The 23,956-nt window shown below is 60.7% G+C and carries 20 protein-coding genes; 12 read left to right on the top strand and 8 right to left on the bottom strand.

Annotated features, from left to right (window positions below; genetic code table 11):
• Positions 1-185: 185 nt before the first annotated feature.
• The 6 genes from AA309_RS22060 (at position 186) to AA309_RS22035 (ending at position 6,789) form a co-directional block, all read left to right on the top strand.
• Positions 186-1,097, top strand: coding sequence for a LysR family transcriptional regulator (locus tag AA309_RS22060; protein ID WP_047191176.1), 912 nt, complete (start codon positions 186-188; stop codon positions 1,095-1,097).
• 204 nt (positions 1,098-1,301) lie between these two features.
• Positions 1,302-2,402: an ABC transporter substrate-binding protein gene (locus AA309_RS22055; RefSeq protein ID WP_047191208.1), complete on the top strand. Its 1,101-nt coding sequence runs from the start codon at positions 1,302-1,304 to the stop codon at positions 2,400-2,402.
• An 88-nt stretch (positions 2,403-2,490) separates the two neighbouring features.
• Complete coding sequence (locus AA309_RS22050) at positions 2,491-3,564, top strand: ABC transporter ATP-binding protein (protein ID WP_084731498.1); 1,074 nt, start codon at positions 2,491-2,493, stop codon at positions 3,562-3,564.
• Positions 3,561-4,508 carry an ABC transporter permease gene (locus AA309_RS22045; RefSeq protein WP_047191175.1) on the top strand — a complete coding sequence of 316 codons (948 nt, stop codon included), beginning with the start codon at positions 3,561-3,563 and terminating at the stop codon, positions 4,506-4,508. The genes AA309_RS22050 and AA309_RS22045 overlap by 4 nt, the downstream gene beginning before the upstream one ends.
• Positions 4,498-5,298, top strand: coding sequence for an ABC transporter permease (locus AA309_RS22040; RefSeq protein WP_047191174.1), 801 nt, complete (start codon positions 4,498-4,500; stop codon positions 5,296-5,298). Before AA309_RS22045 ends, AA309_RS22040 begins: the two co-directional genes overlap by 11 nt.
• 36 nt (positions 5,299-5,334) lie before the next feature.
• Positions 5,335-6,789 (top strand): gamma-aminobutyraldehyde dehydrogenase, encoded by a 1,455-nt coding sequence (locus tag AA309_RS22035; protein WP_047191173.1) that lies wholly within the window; start codon positions 5,335-5,337, stop codon positions 6,787-6,789.
• A gap of 149 nt (positions 6,790-6,938) precedes the next feature.
• Here the strand turns inward: AA309_RS22035 and AA309_RS22030 are convergent, their stop codons facing one another.
• The 6 genes from AA309_RS22030 to AA309_RS22005 form a co-directional block, all read right to left on the bottom strand.
• Positions 6,939-8,072, bottom strand: coding sequence for an adenylate/guanylate cyclase domain-containing protein (locus AA309_RS22030; protein ID WP_047191172.1), 1,134 nt, complete (start codon positions 8,070-8,072; stop codon positions 6,939-6,941).
• Positions 8,073-8,078: 6 nt separating this feature from the next.
• Positions 8,079-8,444 carry a response regulator gene (locus AA309_RS22025; RefSeq protein ID WP_047191171.1) on the bottom strand — a complete coding sequence of 122 codons (366 nt, stop codon included), beginning with the start codon at positions 8,442-8,444 and terminating at the stop codon, positions 8,079-8,081.
• A complete protein-coding gene (locus AA309_RS22020) occupies positions 8,444-12,106 on the bottom strand; it encodes a PAS-domain containing protein (RefSeq protein ID WP_047191170.1) in 3,663 nt (1,220 codons plus the stop codon). The genes AA309_RS22025 and AA309_RS22020 overlap by 1 nt, the downstream gene beginning before the upstream one ends.
• Positions 12,103-13,095, bottom strand: coding sequence for an ABC transporter substrate-binding protein (locus AA309_RS22015; protein ID WP_150117681.1), 993 nt, complete (start codon positions 13,093-13,095; stop codon positions 12,103-12,105). Before AA309_RS22015 ends, AA309_RS22020 begins: the two co-directional genes overlap by 4 nt.
• 253 nt (positions 13,096-13,348) lie before the next feature.
• A complete protein-coding gene (locus AA309_RS22010; protein WP_047191168.1) occupies positions 13,349-14,305 on the bottom strand; it encodes a homocysteine S-methyltransferase family protein in 957 nt (318 codons plus the stop codon).
• Between the two features lie 67 nt (positions 14,306-14,372).
• The gene (locus AA309_RS22005; RefSeq protein ID WP_047191206.1) at positions 14,373-15,074 is read right to left on the bottom strand and encodes a Crp/Fnr family transcriptional regulator; all 702 of its coding nucleotides are present in this window, start codon (positions 15,072-15,074) and stop codon (positions 14,373-14,375) included.
• A gap of 182 nt (positions 15,075-15,256) precedes the next feature.
• On the opposite strand from AA309_RS22005, the gene AA309_RS22000 reads away from it, so the two are divergent.
• The 5 genes from AA309_RS22000 to AA309_RS33385 all read left to right on the top strand — a co-directional run bounded on the left by AA309_RS22000 (position 15,257) and on the right by AA309_RS33385 (position 21,159).
• Entirely contained in the window at positions 15,257-15,484 is a 228-nt protein-coding gene (locus AA309_RS22000; RefSeq protein ID WP_047191167.1) for a hypothetical protein, read from the top strand.
• Positions 15,485-15,529: 45 nt separating this feature from the next.
• On the top strand, positions 15,530-16,150 hold the full coding sequence (locus AA309_RS21995) for a class I SAM-dependent methyltransferase (RefSeq protein WP_047191166.1): 621 nt from the start codon (positions 15,530-15,532) through the stop codon (positions 16,148-16,150).
• A 354-nt stretch (positions 16,151-16,504) separates the two neighbouring features.
• Positions 16,505-17,488, top strand: coding sequence for a FecR domain-containing protein (locus tag AA309_RS21990; RefSeq protein WP_052954924.1), 984 nt, complete (start codon positions 16,505-16,507; stop codon positions 17,486-17,488).
• Positions 17,489-17,553: 65 nt separating this feature from the next.
• Positions 17,554-20,307 (top strand): EAL domain-containing protein, encoded by a 2,754-nt coding sequence (locus tag AA309_RS21985; RefSeq protein ID WP_047191165.1) that lies wholly within the window; start codon positions 17,554-17,556, stop codon positions 20,305-20,307.
• Positions 20,308-20,409: 102 nt separating this feature from the next.
• Positions 20,410-21,159 carry an extensin-like domain-containing protein gene (locus tag AA309_RS33385; protein WP_200902027.1) on the top strand — a complete coding sequence of 250 codons (750 nt, stop codon included), beginning with the start codon at positions 20,410-20,412 and terminating at the stop codon, positions 21,157-21,159.
• Positions 21,160-21,302: 143 nt separating this feature from the next.
• Here the strand turns inward: AA309_RS33385 and AA309_RS21975 are convergent, their stop codons facing one another.
• Entirely contained in the window at positions 21,303-21,530 is a 228-nt protein-coding gene (locus AA309_RS21975) for a hypothetical protein (protein WP_047191162.1), read from the bottom strand.
• Between the two features lie 436 nt (positions 21,531-21,966).
• Between AA309_RS21975 and AA309_RS21970 the strand changes: the two genes are divergently transcribed.
• A complete protein-coding gene (locus AA309_RS21970; protein WP_047191163.1) occupies positions 21,967-22,773 on the top strand; it encodes a DUF1194 domain-containing protein in 807 nt (268 codons plus the stop codon).
• A 6-nt stretch (positions 22,774-22,779) separates the two neighbouring features.
• Here AA309_RS21970 and AA309_RS21965 read toward each other — a convergent pair whose 3' ends face one another.
• Positions 22,780-23,949: an extracellular catalytic domain type 1 short-chain-length polyhydroxyalkanoate depolymerase gene (locus AA309_RS21965; RefSeq protein WP_052954923.1), complete on the bottom strand. Its 1,170-nt coding sequence runs from the start codon at positions 23,947-23,949 to the stop codon at positions 22,780-22,782.
• Positions 23,950-23,956: the final 7 nt, after the last annotated feature.

Genomic DNA, 23,956 nt, shown 5'->3' with positions numbered 1-23,956 from the left:
ACTGGGATGCGCGTTGTGTTGCGAGCCGGGTTGAATATGGAATCGTTCGCCTTAAAGAACCAAGGAATTGATCCGAAAACGGTCATGTCCTCACGCACCTCGCAGGCCTCTGGAGCGTGGCTTTTCAAAAGGGCGGGGACGAGCAAGAATGGAGCGCGGTCAAAACCATAGCCCTTGAGCCTCCGATGGCCTTCTCTCTCCGCCAGGTTCGCTATTTCGTCGCCATCGCGGAAACGGGATCCATTTCCGGGGCGGCGCGCCATCTGTCGATCTCGCAATCCACGATTACCGAAGCCGTGCAGGAGCTCGAGCAGGATCTCGGCTTCAAGCTGGTGGAGCGCTCCACCCACGGCATGAGCCTGACTCTGAAGGGGTATCAGTTCCTGCGCCACGCGGAGAAGATCCTCGCGGAGGTGTCCAATGCGCGGCGCGCCCTCAGTGAAGGTGCCGCGCCCTCCGAAGGGCGTCTCAATCTGGGTGTCACGCCGCTGGTGGCGAGCTACATTCTCGCCGATCTGCTCGCCCGGTTCCGGCGCGCCTTTCCGCTTCTCGAAGTCAGCGTCGTGGAGGATGGGCGCGATTATCTCGAACATCTCCTGATCGGCGGTGAGCTCGATATTGCCGTCATGGTGCTGCCGCCGCGACCGACGTTGCTCTCGCTTGAAGCCGAGATCGTGGAGGCCTCCCGCTATCGCCTCTGGCTTCCGCTCGGACACCGGTTCGCTCAGGAGGCGGAGGTCAGCCTGCGGAATCTCGCCGAAGAGCCGCAGATCCTGCTCGCCATCGATGAGATTGACGAGGCGCCCAAGCACGCCTGGCAGCAGTTCGGCATCCGCCCGCCCACGGCCTTCCGCACGCGCTCGGTGGAGGCGGTGCGGAGCCTCGTGGCAACAGGCGCAGGCCTCGCTGTCCTGCCCGATCTCACCTATCGCCCCTGGTCCCTCGAAGGCGACAAGATTGAGGCGCGGCGCATCCAGGAGGATCTACCGGCGGTGTCCGTGGGTGTGGTGTGGCGGCGCGGTTCACGCCTGTCGCCCGCAGCCTCCCAGTTCCTCTCCGTCGTGCAGACCTATAGGACCCACCGACAGCGCGCCTGACCTATCGGAAATTCCGATAACCGAATTCTCTCGATTGAAGTGGCGCAGCTTGGCGACTTGGGACACTCTTTTTGCAAGGGTAAGAAGGCTCAAGCCGATTGGGCCCGCCTGCTTTCAAATAGGGTTAGAGGGAAGGGGAGGCGCATCATGCGTCGCATCGTCTTCAAGACCGCTGGACTCTGCTTGGCGGCGTCGATTGGCGCCATGCCTGCCGCCGCGCAGGTCAAACAACTCGGCAAGGCCGAGGGTTCTGTCGATATCATCGCGTGGCCCGGCTATATCGAGCGGGGCGAAACCGACAAGAAGTACGATTGGGTCACGAGTTTCGAGCAGAAGACCGGCTGCAAGGTGAACGTGAAGACTGCCGGCACCTCGGACGAGATGGTGGCTCTCATGAACGAGGGCGGCTTCGACCTCGTCACCGCATCGGGCGATGCGAGTCTGAGGCTCATTTCCGGCAAGCGCGTGCAGCCGATCGACACGAGCCTCGTCCCAAGTTGGAACACCGTTGACCAGCGTCTGCAGAACGCGCCCTGGCACACGGTGGACAATGTGCATTACGGCGTGCCTTATCAATGGGGCTCGAACGTCTTGATGTACAACACCAACGTGTTCAAGGAAGCACCCAAGAGCTGGAACGTGGTGTTCGAGGAGACGACGCTCCCCGACGGCAAGTCCAACAAGGGCCGCGTTCAGGCTTTCGACGGGCCGATCTACATTGCCGATGCGGCGCTCTACCTGATGAGGCATCAGCCGGATCTTGGCATCAAGGATCCTTATGAACTCACCGAGAAGCAGTACAAGGCGGCGCTCGACCTGCTGCGCAAGCAGCGTGCGCTCGTGCAGCGCTATTGGCACGATGCCATGGTGCAGGTGGACGACTTCACCAATGAAGGCGTGGTTGCTTCCTCCTCCTGGCCGTTCCAGGTGAACCTCCTGCAGAGCCAGAGCAAGCCCATCGCCAGCACCGTTCCGGAAGAGGGCGCGACCGGTTGGGCCGATACCACGATGATGCATGTGGACGCGCCGCATCCGAACTGCGCCTACATGTGGCTCGAGCATTCCTTGAGCCCGAAGGTGCAGGGCGATCTCGCCTCCTGGTTCGGCTCCGTGCCCTCCGTTCCCGCCGCCTGCAAGGGCAACGAGCTTCTCGGAGCCGAAGGCTGCGAGGTCAACGGCATGGGCAATTTCGAGAAGATCAAGTTCTGGCGCACGCCGGTTGCAAAATGTGCAACCCAGTCCGAAGGCTGCGTCCCATATTATCGCTGGGTGACGGATTACATCGCCATCCTCGGCGGACGTTGATGCCCTGAGGCGGAGGCGCTTGAGCTTTAAGAGCGCCTCCCTTCGACAGAACAGGAGGCCTGATCGCTTGACCTCCGGAGCGCCTCTCATGTCCGTTCACACGCGTCCGCAAGACACCGTCGCGGCTCAGTCCCTCGCGCCTGCTCACGGCTGTGCCGTGCGCTTCCAAGATGTCGCCCGCCACTTCGGCGCCGTGCGCGCCGTCGACGGGCTCGATTTCGATATCCGTGCCGGCGAGTTCTTCTCGATGCTGGGTCCCTCCGGCTCGGGCAAGACCACGTGCCTTCGCCTGATCGCCGGCTTCGAGCAACCCGATGCGGGTACGATCAGCATCTTCGGTGAGCCCGTTGCCGGTGTTCCGCCTTATCGCCGCGCGGTGAACACGGTATTTCAGGATTATGCGCTGTTTCCGCATCTGAATGTCCTCGACAACGTGACTTACGGCCTGCGCATCCGCGGCATGGGGCGCGCGGAACGGGAGAGGCTCGGACGTGAGGCACTCGCGCTCGTAAAACTCGTCGGCTTCGAGGCGCGTCGTCCGCAGCAGCTTTCCGGCGGCCAGCGCCAGCGCGTTGCGCTTGCGCGCGCCCTGGTCAACCGTCCCAAGGTGCTGCTGCTCGACGAGCCGCTCGGCGCGCTCGATCTGAAGTTGAGAGAGGAAATGCAGGTGGAGCTGAAAGCGTTGCAGCGCAGCCTCGGCCTCACCTTCATCTTCGTCACGCATGATCAGGGAGAGGCGCTCTCCATGAGCGACCGCGTGGCCGTGTTCAATGCGGGACGCATCGTGCAGGTGGGCACGCCGGAAGAGATCTATGAGCGGCCTCAAGCGCGCTTCGTCGCCGAGTTCGTCGGCGGCTCCAACGTGCTCGGGCCTGACGTGGCTGCGCGCTTCGGTGGCCCCTCGAGACTCGTGAGCCTCCGGCCTGAAGCGATTGCCGTTCGTCCCGCCGGATATACAGTCGAGCCGGGCCGCCTTCATGCGGACGGAACATGCATCGAAGTGCAATACCAGGGTGCGATGCGGCGCGTGATCGTGGATTGCGAAGGCGTGCGCCTCTGCGCTCTTGTGCCTGCGTCGGACGTGCGCGACTTGAGGCCCGGTGAGCCGAGCCGCCTGTTCTGGTCGCCTTACGCCATGCACGCGATGGAGGATGAACGGTGACGGCTGGCGTCCTCGATCTGCCGATCCCGCGCGAGAGCCTGTCGCGCCGCTTCTCCGATGCGCTCTTCAGGCGCCAAGGCCTTCTGCTCACCTTGCTGCTCGTGCCGCCGCTTCTGTGGCTGGGCATCGTTTATGTGGGCAGCCTGATCGCGCTGCTTTTACAGAGTTTCTTCTCCATCGATGAGTTTTCGGGAACCATCGTTCGTGAGTTCACGCTGAAAACCTATGCCGAGTTGCTGCAGCCAGCCAATCTCGATGTCATACTTCGTACTGTGGTGATGGCCGCCGCAGTGACGCTGGCCTCCGCGATCCTTGCCTTTCCTGTCGCCTATTACGCAGCGCGCTATGCCTATGGGCGCATGAAGGCTGCCTTCTATCTCGCGATCATGATGCCGCTCTGGTCGAGCTATCTCGTGAAGGTTTATGCCTGGAAGCTGCTTCTCGCGAAGGAAGGGGCGGTGGCATGGGCGGCGGATCGGATCGGCGCGATGCCTATGATCGACGGCTTGTTGAGCGCCCCACTGATTGGCGGCCCGTCCTTATCCGTCAGCTATATCGGCCAATTCCTCGTCTTCATCTATCTCTGGCTGCCTTTCATGATCCTGCCGATCCAGGCAGCGCTGGAGCGCGTGCCCGGCAGCCTCGTCGAGGCGTCGGCAGATCTCGGCGCATCGCCGAACCAGACATTTTGCACGGTGGTTCTGCCTCTCGCCATGCCAGGCGTGGCGGCGGGCTCCATCTTCACCTTCTCATTGACGCTCGGCGATTACATCCTGCCGCAGATCATCGGCCCCTCGACGCTGTTGTTGGGCCAAGCGGTCTATGTGTTGCAGGGCACGGCGGGCAACATCCCGCTCGCAGCGGCTTTCGCAGTCGTGCCGATCATGGTGATGGCGGTCTATCTTCTCGCGGCGAAACGACTGGGGGCATTCGATGCGTTCTAAGGCTTCCTTCGGCTTGAAGATCAGCGCCGCCGTCGGGCTTCTCTTCCTGCACGCGCCGCTCGCGTTCGTGATCCTCTATGCCTTCACCACGGAGGAGCGCAGCTATCAGTTCCCGCCGCCGGGGCTGACGCTGAAATGGTTCGGCGTTGCCTGGTCGCGCCCTGACGTCTGGAACGCGCTCACGCTTTCGTTTCAGGTGGCGACAGTTGCCACTCTTATCGCGCTGGTACTGGGCACGCTTGCCGCCGGTGCGTTGGCGCGGACCAAGTTCTTCGGACGCGAGGTCATCTCGCTTCTCATCATCCTGCCCATCGCGCTGCCCGGCATCATCACCGGAATTGCGTTGCGCTCCGCCTTCAACCTGATGGATCTGCCTTTCTCGTTCTGGACCATCGTGGTGGGGCATGCCACCTTCTGCGTGGTGGTGGTGCACAACAATGCGGTGGCGCGCCTGCGGCGCATGTCGCCCTCCATCATAGAGGCGTCCTACGATCTCGGCGCCGACAGCTTTCAGACCTTCCGCTATGTGATCTTGCCTAACTTAAGCACGGCGCTGCTCGCAGGCGCAATGCTCGCCTTCGCCCTGTCCTTCGACGAGGTGATCGTCACCACCTTCACCGCAGGACAGCAATCGACGCTGCCGATCTGGATGCTCAACGAACTCGTCAGGCCGCGTCAGCGGCCCGTCACCAACGTCGTTGCCGTCATTGTGATCGCCCTGACCTTCCTGCCTATTCTCGCGGCCTACTACCTGACCCGTGAGGAGGCAGGCGCATCCAGCCGCGCGTGACGGACAAACCGATCCGAATAATGTGAGGAGGACATCATGGATACAGGCAATCTTTTGAAACCATCGGATATCGAAATGCTGATCAGCGGGCGCTTCGAGGCAGGATCTGAAGACGCCGAGACGATCCTCAATCCCCGCACCGGTGAAACGATCCTGAAATTGCCAGAAGCCTCATCCGAGCAGATCCACGAAGCGGTTTCGGCGGCGGAAGCCGCCTTCGTCTTCTGGTCACGCACCACGCCTGCCGAGCGCTCAGGATTTCTGCTGAAGCTCGCCGATCGCATCGAGGCGGAAGCGGAGTCTTTCGCGAGCCTCGAAGCGCTCAATTGCGGCAAGCCGCGTTATCTCGTGCTGCGTGATGAAATCCCGGCAGTCGTCGATTGCTTCCGCTTCTTCGCGGGCGCGGTGCGCACCATGCAGGGCGCAGTCGCCGGGGAATATCTGCCGGGCCATACCTCCATGATCCGGCGCGATCCGATTGGTGTCGTGGCCTCCATCGCGCCGTGGAATTATCCGCTGATGATGGCGGCGTGGAAGCTCGCTCCGGCTCTGGCTGGCGGCAATACGGTGGTGATCAAACCCTCCGAGCAGACGCCGCTGACGACGCTGAAGCTCGCTAAGGTCATCGCCGATGTCCTCCCTCAAGGCGTCGTCAACGTAGTGGTAGGACGTGGCGAAACGGTCGGCCAGGCGCTCATCTCCCATCCGAAGGTCTCGATGATCTCGCTCACCGGCGACATCGCCACGGGCAAGAAGGTTCTCACCGCCGCTGCGAACTCGGTGAAGCGCACGCATCTGGAGCTCGGCGGCAAGGCGCCGGTCATCGTGTTCGACGATGCCGATCTTGCAGAGGTCGTCGAGGGCATCAGGGTCTTCGGCTACTACAATGCGGGTCAGGATTGCACGGCAGCCTGCCGCATCTATGCGGGCTCGAAGATCTACGACCGTTTCGTCGCGGATCTCTCCTCCGCCGTGTCGGGGCTTCGGCTTGGCCTCGAGAATGATGATGAGAATGATCTCGGACCGCTCATCTCGCCGCGCCAGCGCTCGCGCGTAGCCTCGTTCGTGGAACGTGCTGCGGATCTCAAGCACATCGAGATCACAGCCGGTGGCAAGGAGGGGAGCGGTGGCGGCTTCTTCTACGAGCCCACGGTCATTGCCGGAGCCCTCCAGGAAGACGAGATCGTTCGCCGTGAGGTGTTTGGCCCTGTTGTCTCCGTGACGCGCTTCGACGATGTGGATCAGGCCGTCGCTTGGGCGAACGATTCCGATTACGGCCTCGCCTCGTCCGTGTGGTCCAGGGACGTGTCGAAGGCCATGAGCACGGCCTCGCGCCTGCAATATGGCTGCACATGGGTGAACTGCCATTTCATGCTGGTCAACGAGATGCCCCATGGCGGCCTGAAGCAATCCGGCTACGGCAAGGATATGAGCATGTACGCGCTGGAGGATTACACCGCCGTACGCCACGTGATGGTGAAGACGGGCTAGAACATCGGACGAAAAAAGTGGACTTGCCTTTTGGGTCCGATGCTTCCTTCCTCAGGGAGCGCATCGTTCGGGGCGGAACCGGAGGTCCGCGCCGGTGGCCCGAAGGGCCACGTCAGTGAAAACCGAGTCCACTTTTGAAGCACGATACGCTAGGTGCCCGCGCTTTCAGGTCTGAGCCCCTCGATATTGTAAATCGGAATCGGGCGGCTCAGGCCCTTCAGATTGAAGTCGCCAAGAGAGATTGAGGCCGCCAGGTTCTCCGCCTCTGTGGCGACGCGCTGCGTGACCAGGATCTGGCCGTCGCGCGCTTCCGAGCACAGGCGCGCGGCCACATTCGTCACGGTACCGATGGCGGCGTAATCGAACCGGCCTTCGAAGCCGATCCGGCCCATGGTCGCATAGCCTTGCGCGATGCCGATGCCGAAACCGATGGTGTATCCACGCAGCTGCCAGTCACGCGACAGCATCTGAATATGGTCGCGCATGGCGATCGCAAGCTTCACGGCGCGAGCGGCAGGATCGGGGCAGGGAATGGGATCGTTGAAGAAGATCATCATGCCGTCGCCTGTAAATCGCTCGAGCGTTCCCGCAGCCTCGTGGATCAGCGGTCCGAGTGTCGAGTGATACGCATTCAGAAGATCCATGACCTCCTCGGGCGCAGCAATCTCGGCAAAGCTCGTGAAGCCGCGCAGGTCGCAGAAGAGCACCACAATCTCCCGGCGGTGATGCTGAAGGATTTCGGCTTGGCCCCCCTTCGAGGCGATCATGTCCGCGATCTGAGGCGGCAGGAAGCGCCTAAGATCGCGTAACCGTTCGAGCTCGTGCACCTGCTGTTCGACACGCTCTTCCAGATGCTGGTTCAGGGCTGCAAGCTCTGAAGCCTGTGCCTGGACAGTGTCGTAGAGGGTTTTGATCCGCAGCAGCGAACGCACCCGCGCAACGAGCGTCGCAGGCTCGAAAGGTTTGGTGAGATAATCGTCACCTCCGGCGTCGAGGCCTGCCACCACGTCCTTGATGCTGGATTTCGCCGTCAGCAGAATGATGGGGATGGCGCGAAGGGCTTCGTTGCCCTTGAGCTGTTGCGTGACTTCGATGCCGTCCATATCCGGCATCATGATATCGAGCAGGATCAGGTCGGGGCGCAGTCGATCCGCTTTCTCGATCGCCTCGCGTCCATTGCTGGCCGTCTCGATTTCATACCCCCGCGCCTCCAAGCGCACACGGACGATCTCGATGTTTTCCTCGATATCGTCGACGACTAGGATGAGAGGGCGATCGCGCATGGCCCGTCATTCCAGAAGCTCGCGCACCTTCGCGAGGATTTGGCGCGGGCTGAAGGGTTTCGCGATATAACCGTCGCATCCGGCAGCCCAGGCCTTCTCCTCGTCTCCCGAAAGCGCATAGGACGTCACGGCAATGATCGGAGGCGGCTGGATCGATGGATTGGCCTTGATATGCCGGATCGCCTCATATCCGTCGAGAATCGGCAATTGGATATCCATCAGGATCAGATCGGGCCTGAATTCCGCCGCAGCCGTGATCGCCGCCTGGCCATCATGCGCCTCGCAGATTTCAAACCCCGCATTGGTCAAAAGATCGCGCAGGATCCGTCGATTGTCCTCCGTGTCCTCGACGATCAGGATCCGCTTGCTCATCAGGCAGCCTCCGTCACAGGGCGGGTCTCCAGCGGGAGGTCGATGGTGAAGGTGGAACCTTGTCCCACGGCTGAGTAAACATGGATCGTGCCGCCGTGCATCTGCACGATGCGCTTCGAGATGGCGAGGCCGAGTCCTGTTCCGGTGCCGCCATTCACAGCATTGGAACCTTGTTGGAAGGCCTCGAAGATGAGTTTCTGATCCTTCGGCGCGATGCCGATGCCAGTGTCCTTGATGGCAATCTTCAGGCGTCCGCTCACCACCTCGGCCGAGACATCGACGGAGCCTTGATCCGTGAACTTGATGGCGTTGCCGACGAGGTTGACGAGCACCTGGGTCAGACGGCGCTCGTCACCGCTGCCACAGGGAAGTCCCTCCGGAACCGAAACGCGAAGGGAAAGTCCCTTCGCCTTGGCGAGCGGCTCCGCCGTGGTGACGGCGGCGTGGACGAGATCGGAAATCGAATAGGGCTCTGCGGCGATCAGAAGCTCTCCGGCCTCGATCTTCGAGAGATCGAGGATATCGTTGATGAGAGCGAGAAGATGGCGGCCATTCACCTGCACGCGCGTGAGCACGCCGTGCGCCTTGTCGGGAAGATTACCGTAGAGCCCGTCGATGAGAAGCTCGGTATAGCCAAGAACGGCATTGAGCGGCGTGCGCAGCTCATGGCTCACGTTCGCCAGGAATCGGGACTTGGCTTGGCTTGCTTCCTCCGCGTGCTCCTTGGCCTGACGCAAGGCTTCGTCACGAGCGTGGCGCTCAGTGATATCGCGCACCACGCAGATCAGCCCGCCATCCTGGATGATGGTAAGCGAGACGTCCTGCGGGAAGAGCGTGCCGTCGCGCTTCAGGCCCACGGCCTCGCCGTTCCAGTGACCGTCCTGGAAGACCTTGGGGAAGGCCACAGCCTCCAAATATGCGCGCTCCTCGTCCGTGTAGAGCTGCTTCCAGCTCTTCCCGATAAGCTCCTCCGGGCGATCATAGCCGAAGATCTTCACATGAGCTTCGTTGAGGTATTGGTAGTGATAGTCCGCATCAAGGATCGCCATGCCGTCCATGGCCGCTTCCATGGCGGCCAGATGGCGGCGCAGGACATCCTCGAACCGCTTCATATCGGTGATGTCGAAATAGGTGAGCATGCGCCCGCCATCGGGCAACGCAATGATGCGGTACTGAAGAACGCGTCCGTTCTTCAGGCGCATCTCGGTCGTGACGGGAGAACCGCTTCTGATCTCGCCGATGCGTCGTGCCTTGTAGGCCCCCCATTCCTCATCCGAGACATCGTAGCTGCCGAGTGTCCGGCTCTTTTCCATGTCCTCTTCCAGGGAGCGAGGCTTTTCATAATAGCTCGTGGGCATCTCCCAGATCTCGCGATAGGCCCGGTTAGCGAGGCGAATGCGGAAATCGGGGTCGAGAAACAGGATGCCGTATTGAATGGTGTCGAGAACGGCGTTGAGGTCGCGTAGCGCCGCTTCGGTTTCCTTCTTGGCCTGCTTGAGCTGCGCTTCTCTCTGTTTCAGCTCGGTGATGTCGTTGAAGGCGAACAGCAGGGCAGGGGCGGATTCATAGTCGGCGAAGCTCGCGTTCACCAGGGCCCAGAATTGCTTTCCGTCGTGGCGCTGAAGGAGAACTTCCACGTCCTGAACGCGGCCTTCCTGCGATAGAATCTTGAGGATCCGCTCGCGATCGGCAGGGTTTGCGTAATAGTTCGGCGCGGGCGTTCCCCGCAACTCCTCGGGTTTGAGGCCGATGGCCTCTGCGGTGCGAGCATTGGCGTACAGAATCCGCCCATCGGACATCCGGGTCACCACCAGCGGGAAGGGCGCCAGCTCCAGAAGGCGCCGCTGGCGCTGCTCAGCGAGCGCGATGGCATCGAGGGCCCGCTTCTGCTCGGTGATGTCCACATAGGTGAGCATGCGCCCGCCATCCGGCAGGGCGACGCAATGATAGCGCAGCACACGGTTGTTCGGGGAGTGGATCTCGATAGGAGCCTGGTCGCAGCATCGGATGTCCTCCATGTTACGCTCGATGAAGGCGTCTTCGTACTCGTGTTCGATGCCCAGCGCCTGGCTGTGATGGGCAATCACGTTGCGGATTGGCGTGCCCTTGGCGATCTGCGCCTCGGGCACGGCCCACATTTCCTTGTAGGCCCGGTTGGCGAGGCGGATCTTCAGGTCGGGGCTCAAGAACAGTATGCCGTAATCGATGGTATCGAGGAGGGCATTGAGCTCTCGGTGGCGCGCCAGCTCCCGCTCGGCCCTTTCACGCTCTGCAAGCTCGTGGGCCAGTTCATCATTGAGCTTGACGAGGCTCGCGCTGCGCTCGTTAAGCGCCGTCTCGCGGGCATCGATCTGCCGGGCCATCGTGGTGAAGGCGTCCGCCAGCTCGCCGATCTCATCATCGCGGCGAAGATTGAGATGCGTCTTGAACTCTCCCTTGGCGACGGAGCTCGTGGCGCGCACCAGGAGGCGCAAAGGAACGGCAATCTGGCTCCTGAGCGTCGAACTGAGAATGGCGATTTCGAGAACCAGCGCCAGGGCACCCATCAGGAGAATGAGGCGAGCCGTCTGCCACGCGCTCTCGGATGCAAGATCCAGAGGATAGACCGTCGCAAGGGTCCATGCAGGACCGCTGAGCTTCGTGACGGCAATCACCTGATTGTCGTTTTGGTCACGAATGACGGTCTGCTGTGGCGAACGCTCCAGTGTCAATCGGTGAATTTCCTCGAGTTTGGCGTCTCCGGTTTCGGAAATCGGCAAAGAGCCGCTGCGTGCCTGGATGGCATCCATGAAGCGGGGATGGGCGATGATCCGTCCTTCCTCGGAGAAGAGGATGTTATAGGTGCCGCCCAGATCCGTGCTGACAGCGCGGCCGATCAGGTCATGAACGAGAATATCCTGGCCGATTTGGATGGCCGGACGTCCGTCCAGGAGAGCCGGGCGGGTGACCGATACGAGCCAGTCGTTGATACCGTAATCGAAATAGAGTTCGGACCAGCGCTCCTTGACCGAGTCGGCGATCGCGCCGGTGCTTGCGATGAGCACGTCGTCCTTCTTGGCAGAGAGTAGATTCAGCTTGCCCGAAATCTCCCAATCTCCCGCCCGCAAAGCCCAGGGCTGATCGGGCCAGTACATGATGACGGCGCCTTCCGGCGTCATGACATAGAGGTTGGCGAACTGGCTCTTCCAGGCTGGGCCGAACTGCGTGATCAGATCGAAGGCGACGACAAGCCGGCGCTTGAGATCGCGCTCGATCATCACGTGCTTGCCGATGAAGCCCGTGACGCCATAGGTCTTGAAGACATTCTCCGTCAGCCGCGTGGTTCCGTCGGGATGCTGCTCGAACAGGCTTGCAAAGCGCTGCTCCGCTCCTTGCGGGTCCATCTGGCTGATCTCGCGCAGATAGGCATCCGAGAATGTCCGAATATTGCTGCTGGCGAGGTCGAAGATCGCGCTTTCCCGGACGCGCCTCTGTTCGACATACCGCTCAAGGTTCTCAACGGCCTGGTGCTCGAAGCCCGTCTTCACGTGCCAGTAGCTCATGATGGTGGCGGCCGCGACGACGAGGCTGATGCGGATCGCGATCTTGCGGAGCGTCAGCAGGGTGAGGGAACGCTTTGGGCTTGTAATCTTTCGAGGTTCAACATGCTCAAGGCTTGTCATCGGACGGCTCTGGCGAGGGGAGGGAAATCCTTGATGCCAAGCTTTCGGGCAATCCTGTCGTTAAAAAACAGCTCGCCTTCGCGATTATATGAAAGAGGAATGTCGCTGGGCTGAACGCCTTCGAGAATGCGAAGCGTTGCCTGGCCCACCCAGCGTCCCTGTTCCTGCGGGCTCTTCACCACTCCGATGAGGCTGACGGCGGTGAGCCACTCGAAATCCGTCCCGCTCGGGATTTCGCTCTTCTCCTCCGCAAGGCGGGTGGCGTCGGCGAGGTTCCAATCGGGCAGGGCTCCGACGCCGAGGATCATCAGCATGTCGACTTCCTTCTGGGCCTGCAGGAAGGCCTCCTTCCAGGCCGCATGCGTTCTTACGAAGTAAGTCTTGTCGTAGGTGATCCCGAAAAGCCGCTCGTGATAGGCAAGCTCCTTGCGCTTGACCTGCGTATCCTCGGACAGAAAGCCGAGCTTCGGCCCCCGCGCGTGCTTTCGCAGCAGCCGCACGATCTGCGGGATCGGCGAGACCTCGACCATGCCCGTGGTATTGCGGAAGGGCAGGCCATAGGTGGAGGCGTCCCAGTTCAAGCCGCAGAAGACGACCGGGATCGAGGAATCACGCATATAGGGCTGGACGAGGTGCTGCGCGGCGGGGTCGTCACTGGTCGTGATGACATCGGGCTTGAACTCGTCGATGATACGCTTGGCCTCCAGGGCAGAGGCCCGGATGTCGCTGTCGGACGGGCGTCGCTTCGTGTCCATGTGAAACACGCGCAGCTCGATATCCTTGCCCGTCAGCGTCTCCCGGAGAGCCGCCACGATCCGGTCGTTCCACTCGTTGCCTGCGTGGTAGGAATCGATGTGCAGCACCTTCTTCGACGCTTCCTGCGCTTGAGCGCCTTCGGTTGCAGGAAGAACAGCCAAGGCGCAGACAAGGATGCGGACGAGCGCTGCTCTCCACATCCGAAATCCTGCATGCTCGAAACGTCGTGACATGGCATAATCCGATCGTGTGAACGTTCGACTGCCGTTGGCGGACACTTGTCCTTCTCACATTGTGCCGCGGGCTTATGCCTTGCTTGTGAGTTTCGCTTCTCGAACCATACTATGCCCCGAAACCGCTGCTCCCAACTCTTTTGCGTGATCACACCCCTTAAGGGGTAGTTTTGATATAGCGCTTCTTGATCGGTATCGGAGCTGAACGGATCATCAGGACTTACGAAACCTTTCGCAGTTTTCGTGCATGGCTTTAGGCGAGCCCGGAGCGCGGATTGCAGGCCTCGCAAATGGCAACGATGTGGCGGTGGTCCGTTCCGCAGCATCCTCCCAAGACACAAAGCTGCGTCATCCTCTGGCGCAGCGATTGATAGTGACGCCCGAGCACAAGCGGATCGCCCGCATCCAACTCGGTGGCTGCATCGAGTTCGGCATGGCTCAGGGCGGAGGCATTAGCCCTGATGCCTTTGATCCGCTTAAGCCACGTATCCCCTGTCGCCACGGTGCTTTCGAAATGCGTCGGGTGCGCACAGTTGATCATGTAGTAGATCGGACCCGAACCGGTGGCCGCGTCCACTCGTTCGATCGCCTCCTGCAGCGTGTCTCCGGACGGCAGGCGGCCATCTGTTTCCAGCGTAAAGGAGATGACCACAGGAAGGTCACGGCTCTGTGCAGTCCGCACGATTCCGATGGCCTCTTCCGGATAGGCCAGCGTTATCGCACTCGCCATATCGGCCTGCGTGTCGTGAAAGACCTCGATCTGAGGCGCGTGGTAACGCTCTGCTTCCCTCGGGCTCATGCGGTTCTCGGCCTTGTATCCGTCGCCGCGGGGGCCCAGGACACCATTGATGACGACAGGCGTACGGTCCGTGGCGTAGGCCTCGCGCAGTTCGCAGGCGAAGGCCACGGATCTGCGCTGAACATCGGCGAGAGCTTCTGCCGAATAGCCGAGCTTCTCGCCCCAATCGGCATTGGTGCGCCATGTGACCGTGTCGAGGATGAAGCCGATGTTCCGTTCCTGGGCGGTTTCGAGATAGGGTTTGAAGTAGGCTCTCAGCGTCTCGCGTCCGTCCTCGTTCATGATGAGAGGAAAGGCCGCAAAGCAGGGCAGATCGATGCCGTGATGAAAGACCAGGGTTGTTTCCAGGCCGCCATCGGTGAGGAAGTCTCCGCCGGAGAGTTGCGGCAGGTTCGATCGATACAAGGCCATGGTTCTTCTCCCCTCAAAACCATGCTAGGATTTTGAATGAAGAAGGCGTTCCGTTCTGTGATGCGGATCACACGGGATCTCGCGCCGCAAGATCCCCGTCGCTCTCATGCGAACGATACAGATAGGACGGATGGAGCACGCGAATGCGGTTACGGCTCAACTCCACCCAGCCGCGACGGCGCCAATCCTGAAGCTGCCGGTTCACGCTTTCACGGCTTGCACCGACGAAAACGGCGAGCTCCTCCTGGCTGACATGCAGCTCGCAGCCGTAATCTTCGCTGAGCGCAACGAGACGATGGGCAAGCCGGGTTTCCAGCGGCAGCAGCGCACGTTCCTCCATTTGCTCGCTCATCCAGCGAATGCGCTCGCACAAGAGTTCGATGATCCGGATCGCGACGGAGGGGCGCCTTTCGAGAAGGTCGAAGAAGTCGCGCCGAAGGACTGTATAGAGCTCCGTCGGCTCCACCGCCACCGCATCGGCGGTTCGCGGGCGGCCGTCAAGAAGGGCAACCTCGCCGAAAACATCGCCCGGACCGAGGAGATTGAGCGTCAGACGTCTGCCGGAAGAGCTCCCCGTCGCGATGCGGATTTGCCCGCGACGCACGGCATAGAGCGCATCGCCCGGATCCCCTTTGAGAAAAAGCGTCTCTCCTGGATCGAGGTGCCGCGACACGCACAGCACCGCGACGGCTTCGATGGCGTCGTCACCAAGACCTGCGAAGAAGGGATTGGCCTTGAGCAGAAGCGCCAGGTTGTGCGGTCCAGCCATGGAGAGGCCCTTCTTCAAGGATGACGGGGCATCGAGTGCAATGTGATCAAGGTCACAGAAGAGGGGCTCCGAGCCGCGCATCATCCATCGTGACGATAATGGCCGGGAATGCCTGCCCTTAGCGTCAAGGGTCGGACCTCGATCTGGTCCAGTCTAGCATCAAAAGTGCTGGGAGGCATGCCATGATGCAGAACACTGCTTCACTGAACGGTTCGATGATCTCGCAGTCAGGTTGGATTGCGCGAGCCGTCATTGCGAGTACCACCGAATCCATCCGCTATTTCGTTGCGCTGATGAAAGAGGCCGCTGCCCATGAGCGGGATCGCCGGCAGCTCGATGAGCGCATGCTGCAGGACATCGGGCTCGAACCCTTCGACGTCTATCACGGCTGGCGCGGCGCAGGGCGTTAATGCTCGCGACCCTTTCCAGACGCGCCTTCTCGCGAAAGAACGAAGATGAGCCTGTATTCTCGCTATATCGGACCCAAAATCGTCAGCTGCCTTTGCGCGATGGATGACATCGCGGCGGAACGGGAGCGGGTCATCCCTCTCGCATGCGGTGTGGTGCTCGAAATCGGCATGGGACCGGGTCTGAACCTACAGTTCTACAATCCCTTGAACGTGACGAAGGTCATCGGGGTCGATCCGAACGATGCCTTCCTTCACCTCGGTGAAACGCGGCATCGCAACAGCCCGGTTCCTCTTGAGATCGTCCGTGCTCCAGCCGAGGCGCTGCCCCTGAGGGATGTATCCATCGATACGGCCGTGATCACCTATACGCTGTGTTCGGTCGACGATCCCGAGCAGGCGCTCAAGGAGATCCGGCGCGTTCTCAAGCCCGAGGGCAGGGTGCTCTTCCTCGAGCATGGGCTGTCGCCGGAGGAGGACGTGGCGCGCTGGCAGTATCGACTCAATCCGATCTGGCGCTCACTGGCGGTTGGCTGCAATCTCACGCGCCCAGTCGCAAAACTGCTCCAGCAAGCCGGTTTTTCCATCCAGGATATGGAGGAATACTATCTGGGCGGAGCTCCGCGCGTGATCGGCTTTCACTGCCGCGGCATCGCTCAGGCCGGCTGACTCTGCGAATCCTCCCTCCTGTCGTATCTCTCCATTCCAGCGCCGCTCCGTTCACCGACGTTACCGAACCGACCGGCTTTTATTTCGCTCCGACGCTGAAATCTCGAGAACCAGCAGTGATGCGGCGGCATGCACGGCGTATTTTGTAGGCTTCCTGTAATTTAGTTTTATCCTCTTACTTACCTTTGGGCATGTAGGTATCGTAGCGGCGCGAGATGCGTGAGCGAGAACGCATTCCGAGGCGCTCGCAATCGGCGGGATTCCGAATCGACAGGAAGAGCTGTATGTTATATTGTTGATTATCGGGTCAAAGATATTGCCTTTATTCTATCCATAACGATTGCCGCCCCTGTCATGATGCTGATCCCGCTGCGCCGCCCGTTCATCTTTCCCCTTCTTCTGCTCTTGAGTGCGGCTCCCGCACTGGCGGAGGATTGGGTGATTGTTAAGGTCTCGGGCGAGGCGTGGATCTCTAACCCGAATGCACCGGTTGCCAGAGCGACGACCGGAATGACGGTTCCGGATGGGGCGACTTTCTCGACGAGCCACAATGCCCGCGCTCAATTGGAGCGGGGAGCTGAGAGCATTCTGGTGAGCCCCAATACGGTGATCACGCCGCAATCCTACACGTTCTTCGGCACGAGCACGACGATCCGGCAGCAGGTGGGGCGGATCGAACTTGAGGTTGAGAAACGCAACGTCAGGCATTTCTCGGTGAAAACCCCGCTTCTGGCAGCTGTCGTGAAAGGAACGCACTTCACGGTCTCCGTGTCCAGGGGCGGCGCGGACGTGCAGGTTGCGCGTGGATTGGTGGAGGTTTCCGATCTGAAGACTGGTGCATCAGCAGATGTCGGCCCCGGTCAGAAAGCCATTGTCGGTGGGCCGGAAGGGCGCGGTCTTCGAGTGACTGGGGCAAGCGATACTCCAGAGGTCAGGAGGGGACGGTCCCAGAACTCTGATGATGAGGACACCGGAACGAAGGGCAAATCCGGCAGCAAATCCGGCACAGGCAATCCCTCGAACAATTCTGACGGCACGGGCGTCGGCAACAGTGGCGGCAAGGGCAGTTCCGGATCCAGCGGTTCAGGCGGCAATGCAGGCGGCAACGGGAACGGCGGCGGCAAAGGCGCAGATAATGGCGGCGGCAACGCAGGCGGTTCCGGCAATGGCGGTAACAACGGCAACGGCGCTGGTGGAAGCGGCAGCAGCGGCAGCAGCGGCAGCAATGCAGGCGGTAACGGCAAGGGCAGCGACAATGGCAATAGCGGCGGCAGGAGCGACGCAGGCTCAGACAACGGTGGGGGAGGCGGCTCCTCCGAGGGCAAAGGAAAACATTAAGGTATCCCACAACGCGTCAGGTTGCCGGCGCTCAGGGCTTATTCTCTTTCCCTTGTGAGGGACACGTGTTCCGACACGCAATCGTCATCAGTTTCATCGTTCTCTTTGCAGGCTTGCTTCACAATGGAGGCGTCCTCAAGCCGCTGAAGGATGGGCTGACGGAACTCCGCTTTGCTGCCGCTCACCGGGATCCAACCGGCGGGATCGTGCTGGTGGAGATCGATGCCAAGAGCATTGCCGAAATCGGTGAATGGCCGTGGCCCAGGCGCATTCATGCCGACCTGATCCGGTCCATCGATCGTCTTGAGTCTTCCGAAATTGCATTCGACATCGATTTCAGCGCGCGGTCGAACGAGGCGGATGACGGCGCTCTCGAAGCCGCTCTGCGAAGTGCGAAAAGCTCGGTTATCCTCGCCACGTTCACCCAGCCTGGGTCGTCGGACATCCAAGATGGCCGCACCATCGCCAGTCAGCCGCTCGTCCGCTTTCGGGACCACGCCTGGCTTGCTACCGTCAATATAGAGCTGGATCCCGACGGGCATGTTCGGCGCTATCCCTATGGTGCCATGATCGATGGGAAGCTTCTGCCGTCGCTTGCCACGCTCTACGGAGGCGTCTCCCCGAACACTGGTTCATTCATCATCGACTTCAGCATTTCGGCAAGTGAGATTGACCGCATCTCGGTCATCGATCTTCTGCAAGGGCGTATCGAGGCTCAGCGCTTGAGGGGAAAGAAAGTGATCGTCGGCGCTGGTGCGATCGAGCTGCGCGACGTCTTCCAGGTGCCACATTATGGTCTGATCTCCGGTTCGCTTCTCCAGGCCATCAGTGCGGAGACGATCGCGCAGGGACGGGCGCTTGATGAAACGGAGCAAAGGATCGCAGTCGTCGGCTTGATCGTGCTGGCGGTTCTGGTTTGGGCGGCAAGAGGCTCCAAATGGCACCACGTTCTCCTGACCCTGATCGGCTGTGCCGCTCTGGTGGAAATCTGCGCCGGCGCCCTGCAGGTCTTGCACACGGTTGCGCTCGATACCTCAGCTTGGCATGTCGCTGTTCTAGGCTTCATGGCGGTTACGGTCGGACGGGAGATTGACCTGCGTCGTATTCTCCTCGTTCTTTCAAACACGGAGCGTCAGAATCTGAAGATTGTGCTCGACCAAGTCGTTTCAGACAATTTCGACGGCATCATCGTGGTCGATGACGAAGGAGCCATCCAGTCGATCAGCCGCTCCGCCGCACAGATTCTTAAACCGGGACACCGCCGGAACTGGATCGGACTTCCTGTCAAAGAACTAGCACCGGCTGAAATGTTGCTGGCGATGAGAAACGCCATCTCGGACTGCGCCCAGGGAGAATGGCGCGGATCTGCGCCGCGTCAGCTGCACCTGCAGGATGGCGGCACCGACGAGCGGGTGCTCGAATATGTCGTCACTCCCTCGCGTCTCCATGAGAACGTAGACACGACCGGTGGCAGACCTGCGGGCCGCTTCTTCGTTTGTCTGAGCTTCCGTGATATCACCGAACGCAGGCGTGCCGAGCAGCGTCTGGCATATCTCGCTCACTATGACACGCTGACCGGACTACCCAATCGCAACCACTTCACGGAGAGCCTGCATGAAGTATTGAAAGAAAAAACTGCAGGAGCGTCTTCCGGAGCTGTTCTGTACTTCGATCTCGATCGCTTCAAGACGGTCAACGATACCTTCGGGCATGGAACTGGGGACCTCTTGCTGCAGGCCGCTGGTCGTCGTGGGCTCGAACTTGTTCCGCCTCCGCATGTTTTTGCACGCTTCGGCGGAGACGAGTTTGCCGTGCTCTGGCGTGAGCCGATTGCGAAGGAGGATCTCCAAACTCTCGCGCGGCGACTGATCGAACAAATCGGCGATCCTTACGAAATCAATGGCAATCGTCTGACGATTGGCGTCAGCGTCGGCATTGCAGCGATTGATGAAACGGCAAGCGGTCCCGATGTCATCCTGAAACGGGCGGATGCGGCGCTCTACCGGGCAAAGAAGGCTGGACGCGGGCTTCATTGCTTCTACGAATCTTCGATGGAAGCGGAACTGCGGACCAGACAAAAGCTGGAGATGGAGCTTTGGGACGCCCTGGCGCGACAGGAATTCCAAGTGGTCTACCAGCCGCAATTCGACCTCGGCAGTCGAAAGCTCATTGGTGTTGAGGCGCTTCTGCGCTGGCCTCATCCGGAGCGCGGAATGGTGCCACCCAACGAGTTTATCCCCATTGCCGAGGAAGTCGGCATGATGGAAGCGCTTGGCGAGTGGGTATTGTACGAGGCATGCCGCGAGGCCGCTCGCTGGCCTCAGCCTATTAAGCTTTCAGTCAATGTGTCGCCAGTCCAATTCACACGTGGCAATTTCGTCGCGTCTGTCACGAAGGTTCTGGCTGATACGGGCTTGCGAGCGGATCGGCTGATGCTTGAGCTTACCGAGTCGCTCTTCGTTCAGGAGTGCGGTGCGGTCCGCAGCGCCATCGACGAGTTGAAGTCTTCCGGAATTGGCTTTGCTCTCGATGATTTTGGGACCGGCTACTCCGCGCTCAGCTATCTGCGGAAATTCCCTATCGATGCCATCAAGATCGATCGTTCTTTCGTCCTCGGCGTTCCGGACGATGTGGAGGCGATGGCCATCGTGCAGGCTATTGTCGCCCTGGGTCGAAGCCTTGGAATTCGCTTGATCGCCGAGGGGCTGGAGACACCGGATCAGATCCGCGTGCTCCAGGAACTCGGATGCCAGGAAGGCCAGGGTTACGGTCTGGGTCGCCCACAGCCGGCTCAACTCATCATGGAGCTCCTCAATTGAGGTTCTGAACTTCATTTTGAGGACAGACCTCGATTGCTTAGGCCGCACCAACAGAGAGGTCAGAAGACTCGCTCCCTGCACAATCTGCCCTAAATCCGTGGTGTGCAGGACGAACCTCTTCCAACCCGTCGGCGTGCAAGACTTCTCCCGACCATTCTGGGCCGGCTCGCCCTCTCTGCTGCACTCGGGCTTGCGATCCTGGCGGGACTGGTCTGGGGCGGAATAATCGTCGTTCCGAGACATCTCAATCCGTTCGCGCCCTTGCGGGTGGCGGACGAGGTGAATTGGCTGACGCGGATAAAGCTCTCGCGTCTCGAGAGGAGCGGGCCGCAATGCCTTGGAGTGCTGGCAGAGTCGGATGTTTCCTACAGACCCGTTTCGGATCGTGAGGACAGGGATGGCTGTGGCTTGTCCAATGCGGTCGAGGTGACGGAGGCTTCGCGCGCCTTAAGCGGGAACTTTACGGCTTCATGTCCTCTGGCAGTCGCCTGGGCGCTCTTTGACCGCCACGTCGTCGGGCCGTCTGCTCGCAGACATCTTAGGCAGGATGTGGCGCGCGTCGTCCACTTCGGCACTTACGCCTGTCGCAACATCAACCACCGCGCTGAAGGTCGGCGCAGCGAACATGCGACCGCCAATGCTATTGATCTTGCCGGCTTCGTGCTGGCGGACGGACAGCAGATCACGGTGAGAGCCGACTGGACGGGAAGTGATCCCCGCCGCGCGGCTTTTCTGCGGGATGTCCGAGATGGCGCCTGCGGGTTCTTCGACGTCGTACTCAGCCCCGATTACAACGAGGCCCATCACGATCACTTCCATTTCGACATGGGCGCTTATCGTGCATGCCGGTGAGAAGAGCTCCGACGCCTTGCCGCATCGTACGGAAAGTGAACTTGGTTTCTCGCTGGCGCGGACCTTCGGTTCGCATCAGACGATGCGCTTCTTGAGGATATCCGCATCGAACCGGTCTCCGCCTTTGGGACCAATCCGACGCTTCAGTTGACGGCGTAAGAGGGAGTGTCGCCCATCAGCGCAGCCTTGGCGGCCAGGAGCAGCGCCTCGCCAAGCTCGCGCGCATGCTCGGGCGTCATCGCCACCGGCAGCTGCCGGCGCACGCCGCGCTCGTACTCCTCCGGCGAGGTGGCCATCTCGATCACCATCATCGCGTCGCGGCCATCGAGCGTGCCCACCGAGAAGCTGGTGAGCGCGCCGATCAGGTCCATGTCAGGTTTCATTGTGTTTGCCCCTACGGTGTTGTTGGGAAGACCCTACTGAAATCCTCAGGCCTTGTCTGCTCTCCGCCTGGAGAGTGGATTGTGTTACATCGCTGAAACGAAAGGAAAATCGCCGGTCAGGCTCCGACCCTGCGCAATTGTGAAGTCACGGCACAGCGCGAACGCCATCATGATAGCAGTGTCCTCTTCGTCGAGATCTCGACGGCAACTTGCCATGCCCCATGAGCCCCACTGCCCTTTAAAGGACAAGTTCGTCCCTGAGGCTCTCCCAAACCATCCTTTCGGCAGATGATTTCTTCGATTCGATGGGTGGAGAGGTGGAATTTTTATTCGCGGCCCAGCGTATCAAAGTCCAGCTTAGTGCGTTGAGAGAGGAGCAACTTGGGCGTTGGTCAACTGACCGAGGGCAGAGGCGGAGGTCATCATGCTTCGTCGTTTCTGGTGTACTCTCGCGTGCCTTATTCTCGCTGGCGGCTTTCTCGATGGAGCACCTGCCTCCGCTGAGCCTCCGCTTGATTTGGCTCTTGTCATCGCTGTTGACGTGTCCTCCTCGATGGAGGCGGAGGAACAAAGCCTGCAACGCGCTGGTTTTGTAGCAGCCTTTCGATCGTCGCTTGTCCATGAGGCCATCCAGAACGGCGCAGCGGGGCGGATCGCGGTAACTTATGTCGAGTGGTCTGGAGCCAAGGATCAGGTGGTGCTCGTTCCCTGGACAGTCATCGATGGTCCGGAAAAAGCGAAGGCCTTCTCCAATCATCTCGCCAGCAAGCCGATTCGCCAGGCAGGCATGACATCGATCTCCGGGGTGATCGACTTCAGCCGCGATCTGTTCACGGATATCGGCAGAATCTCGTCACGCCGCGTCATCGACATCTCGGGGGATGGTCCCAACAATGACGGGCGCAAGGTTGAACTCGCGCGGGATGAGGCGATCGCGGAAGGCATCACGATCAATGGCCTGCCGATCATGTTCGGGCGAGCCTCGAACAGCCCCGAGATGGTCGGGCTGGACATGTACTATCGGGAATGCGTGATCGGCGGCGTCGGGGCCTTCATGATCCCTCTGCACGACCCGGAGCAATTCGCCATGGTCATTCGCACCAAGATCATGCGCGAGATTGCCAGACGTGAGGATCGGTCTCCACAGGTCCTTCCGGCTCAGTCTCGCATGAATTGCGTGACTGGCGAGAAGAAAAGCGAAGACGATCTCAGCGTCCGGAAAGATCCGTGAGCGCCTTCAGTGCATGAGGCCGGCAGCCTTCAGCGCCTTTGCAATGACAGCACCGACGTCCGGGATGGAGGTAGGCGCTTGCTTCCTGCGCTCCTGCGAAGCAGGGGTTGATGGCAAGGTCTTTTCGGTTGGAATGGTTCTCGACGTGGTGCTTGCAGGCTTCTTCGATACGCCGCGCCCGGTAAGGCCCCAAAACTGCGCGACGTGATAGCTCGACGAGATCCCGGCTTCTAGCAGGAACGGGCCTGCAACGCCGTAATTGTTCTCGCCATCGCCCGTGGCGAGCGGCGTACCATGGGCCATGCCGGTGATGACGTATTCCTCGACCACGTCCTCTCCGGCATCGTTCGTCCAGACGCGACGCGGATAACCATCCACGGTTTCGTTCCTGCTGGGAGCCCTCGAAAGGCCATGGACATTCGTCCATTGCTTGATGATCTCGCCTGCATTGAGGGGCTTCACGGTGGCATCGGCGCTGCCATGCCAGACGGACACCTTGGGCCAGGGCCCGCGATGCGGAGAGGCCCGGCGTACCAGATCGCCCCATTCCTGGGCAGGGCGTGTCTGCCCTTGGAACATGCACTCGAAGGCTTCCGAGACACTCGTGGCGCATCGATAGGGAAGGCCTGCGATGATGGCCCCCCCAGCGAAGACTTCCGGGTAAGTGGCCAGCATGGTCGCCGTCATGGCGCCGCCTGCCGAAAGTCCGGTCGCGTAAATACGGTCACGATCAACGCCGTGATCGCGAATGGCACGCTCCACCATCTGACGGATCGAGGCGGCTTCCCCCCGGTCGCGTTCGATGTCCCCAGGTTGGAACCAGTTGAAGCAGCGTTTCGGGTTATTGGCATCCTGCTGTTCGGGGAAGAGCACGACAAAGCCGTAGCGCTCGGCCAGAACCGACCATCCGGAGCCGTAATCATAGCCCGCAGCGCTCTGTGTGCAGCCGTGAAGAACCACCACGAGGGCAGGGAGGGCGTCGAGCTCCGGTGGCGCATAGGTGAACATGCGCAGATTGCCCGGGTTCGGACCGAAATCTTGCGTTTCCGTCAGTCGGCTCGGAGCCGTCGGGGAAGGCTCCAGCGAGGCTGCGCTCGCGGCCGCGGCCTTCATCGATCCTTCCCATTGTCTCCGGTAGCGAGCCAGTTGGTGGATCATGCTTCCCAGGCGCTGCATCAGGTTT

Origin of the sequence: Microvirga vignae, assembly GCF_001017175.1 — a bacterium.
Classification (GTDB): Bacteria; Pseudomonadota; Alphaproteobacteria; order Rhizobiales; family Beijerinckiaceae; genus Microvirga; species Microvirga vignae.
Note: the sequence above shows the minus strand (reverse complement) of the source record. Positions and strands in the feature narration are given on the sequence as shown.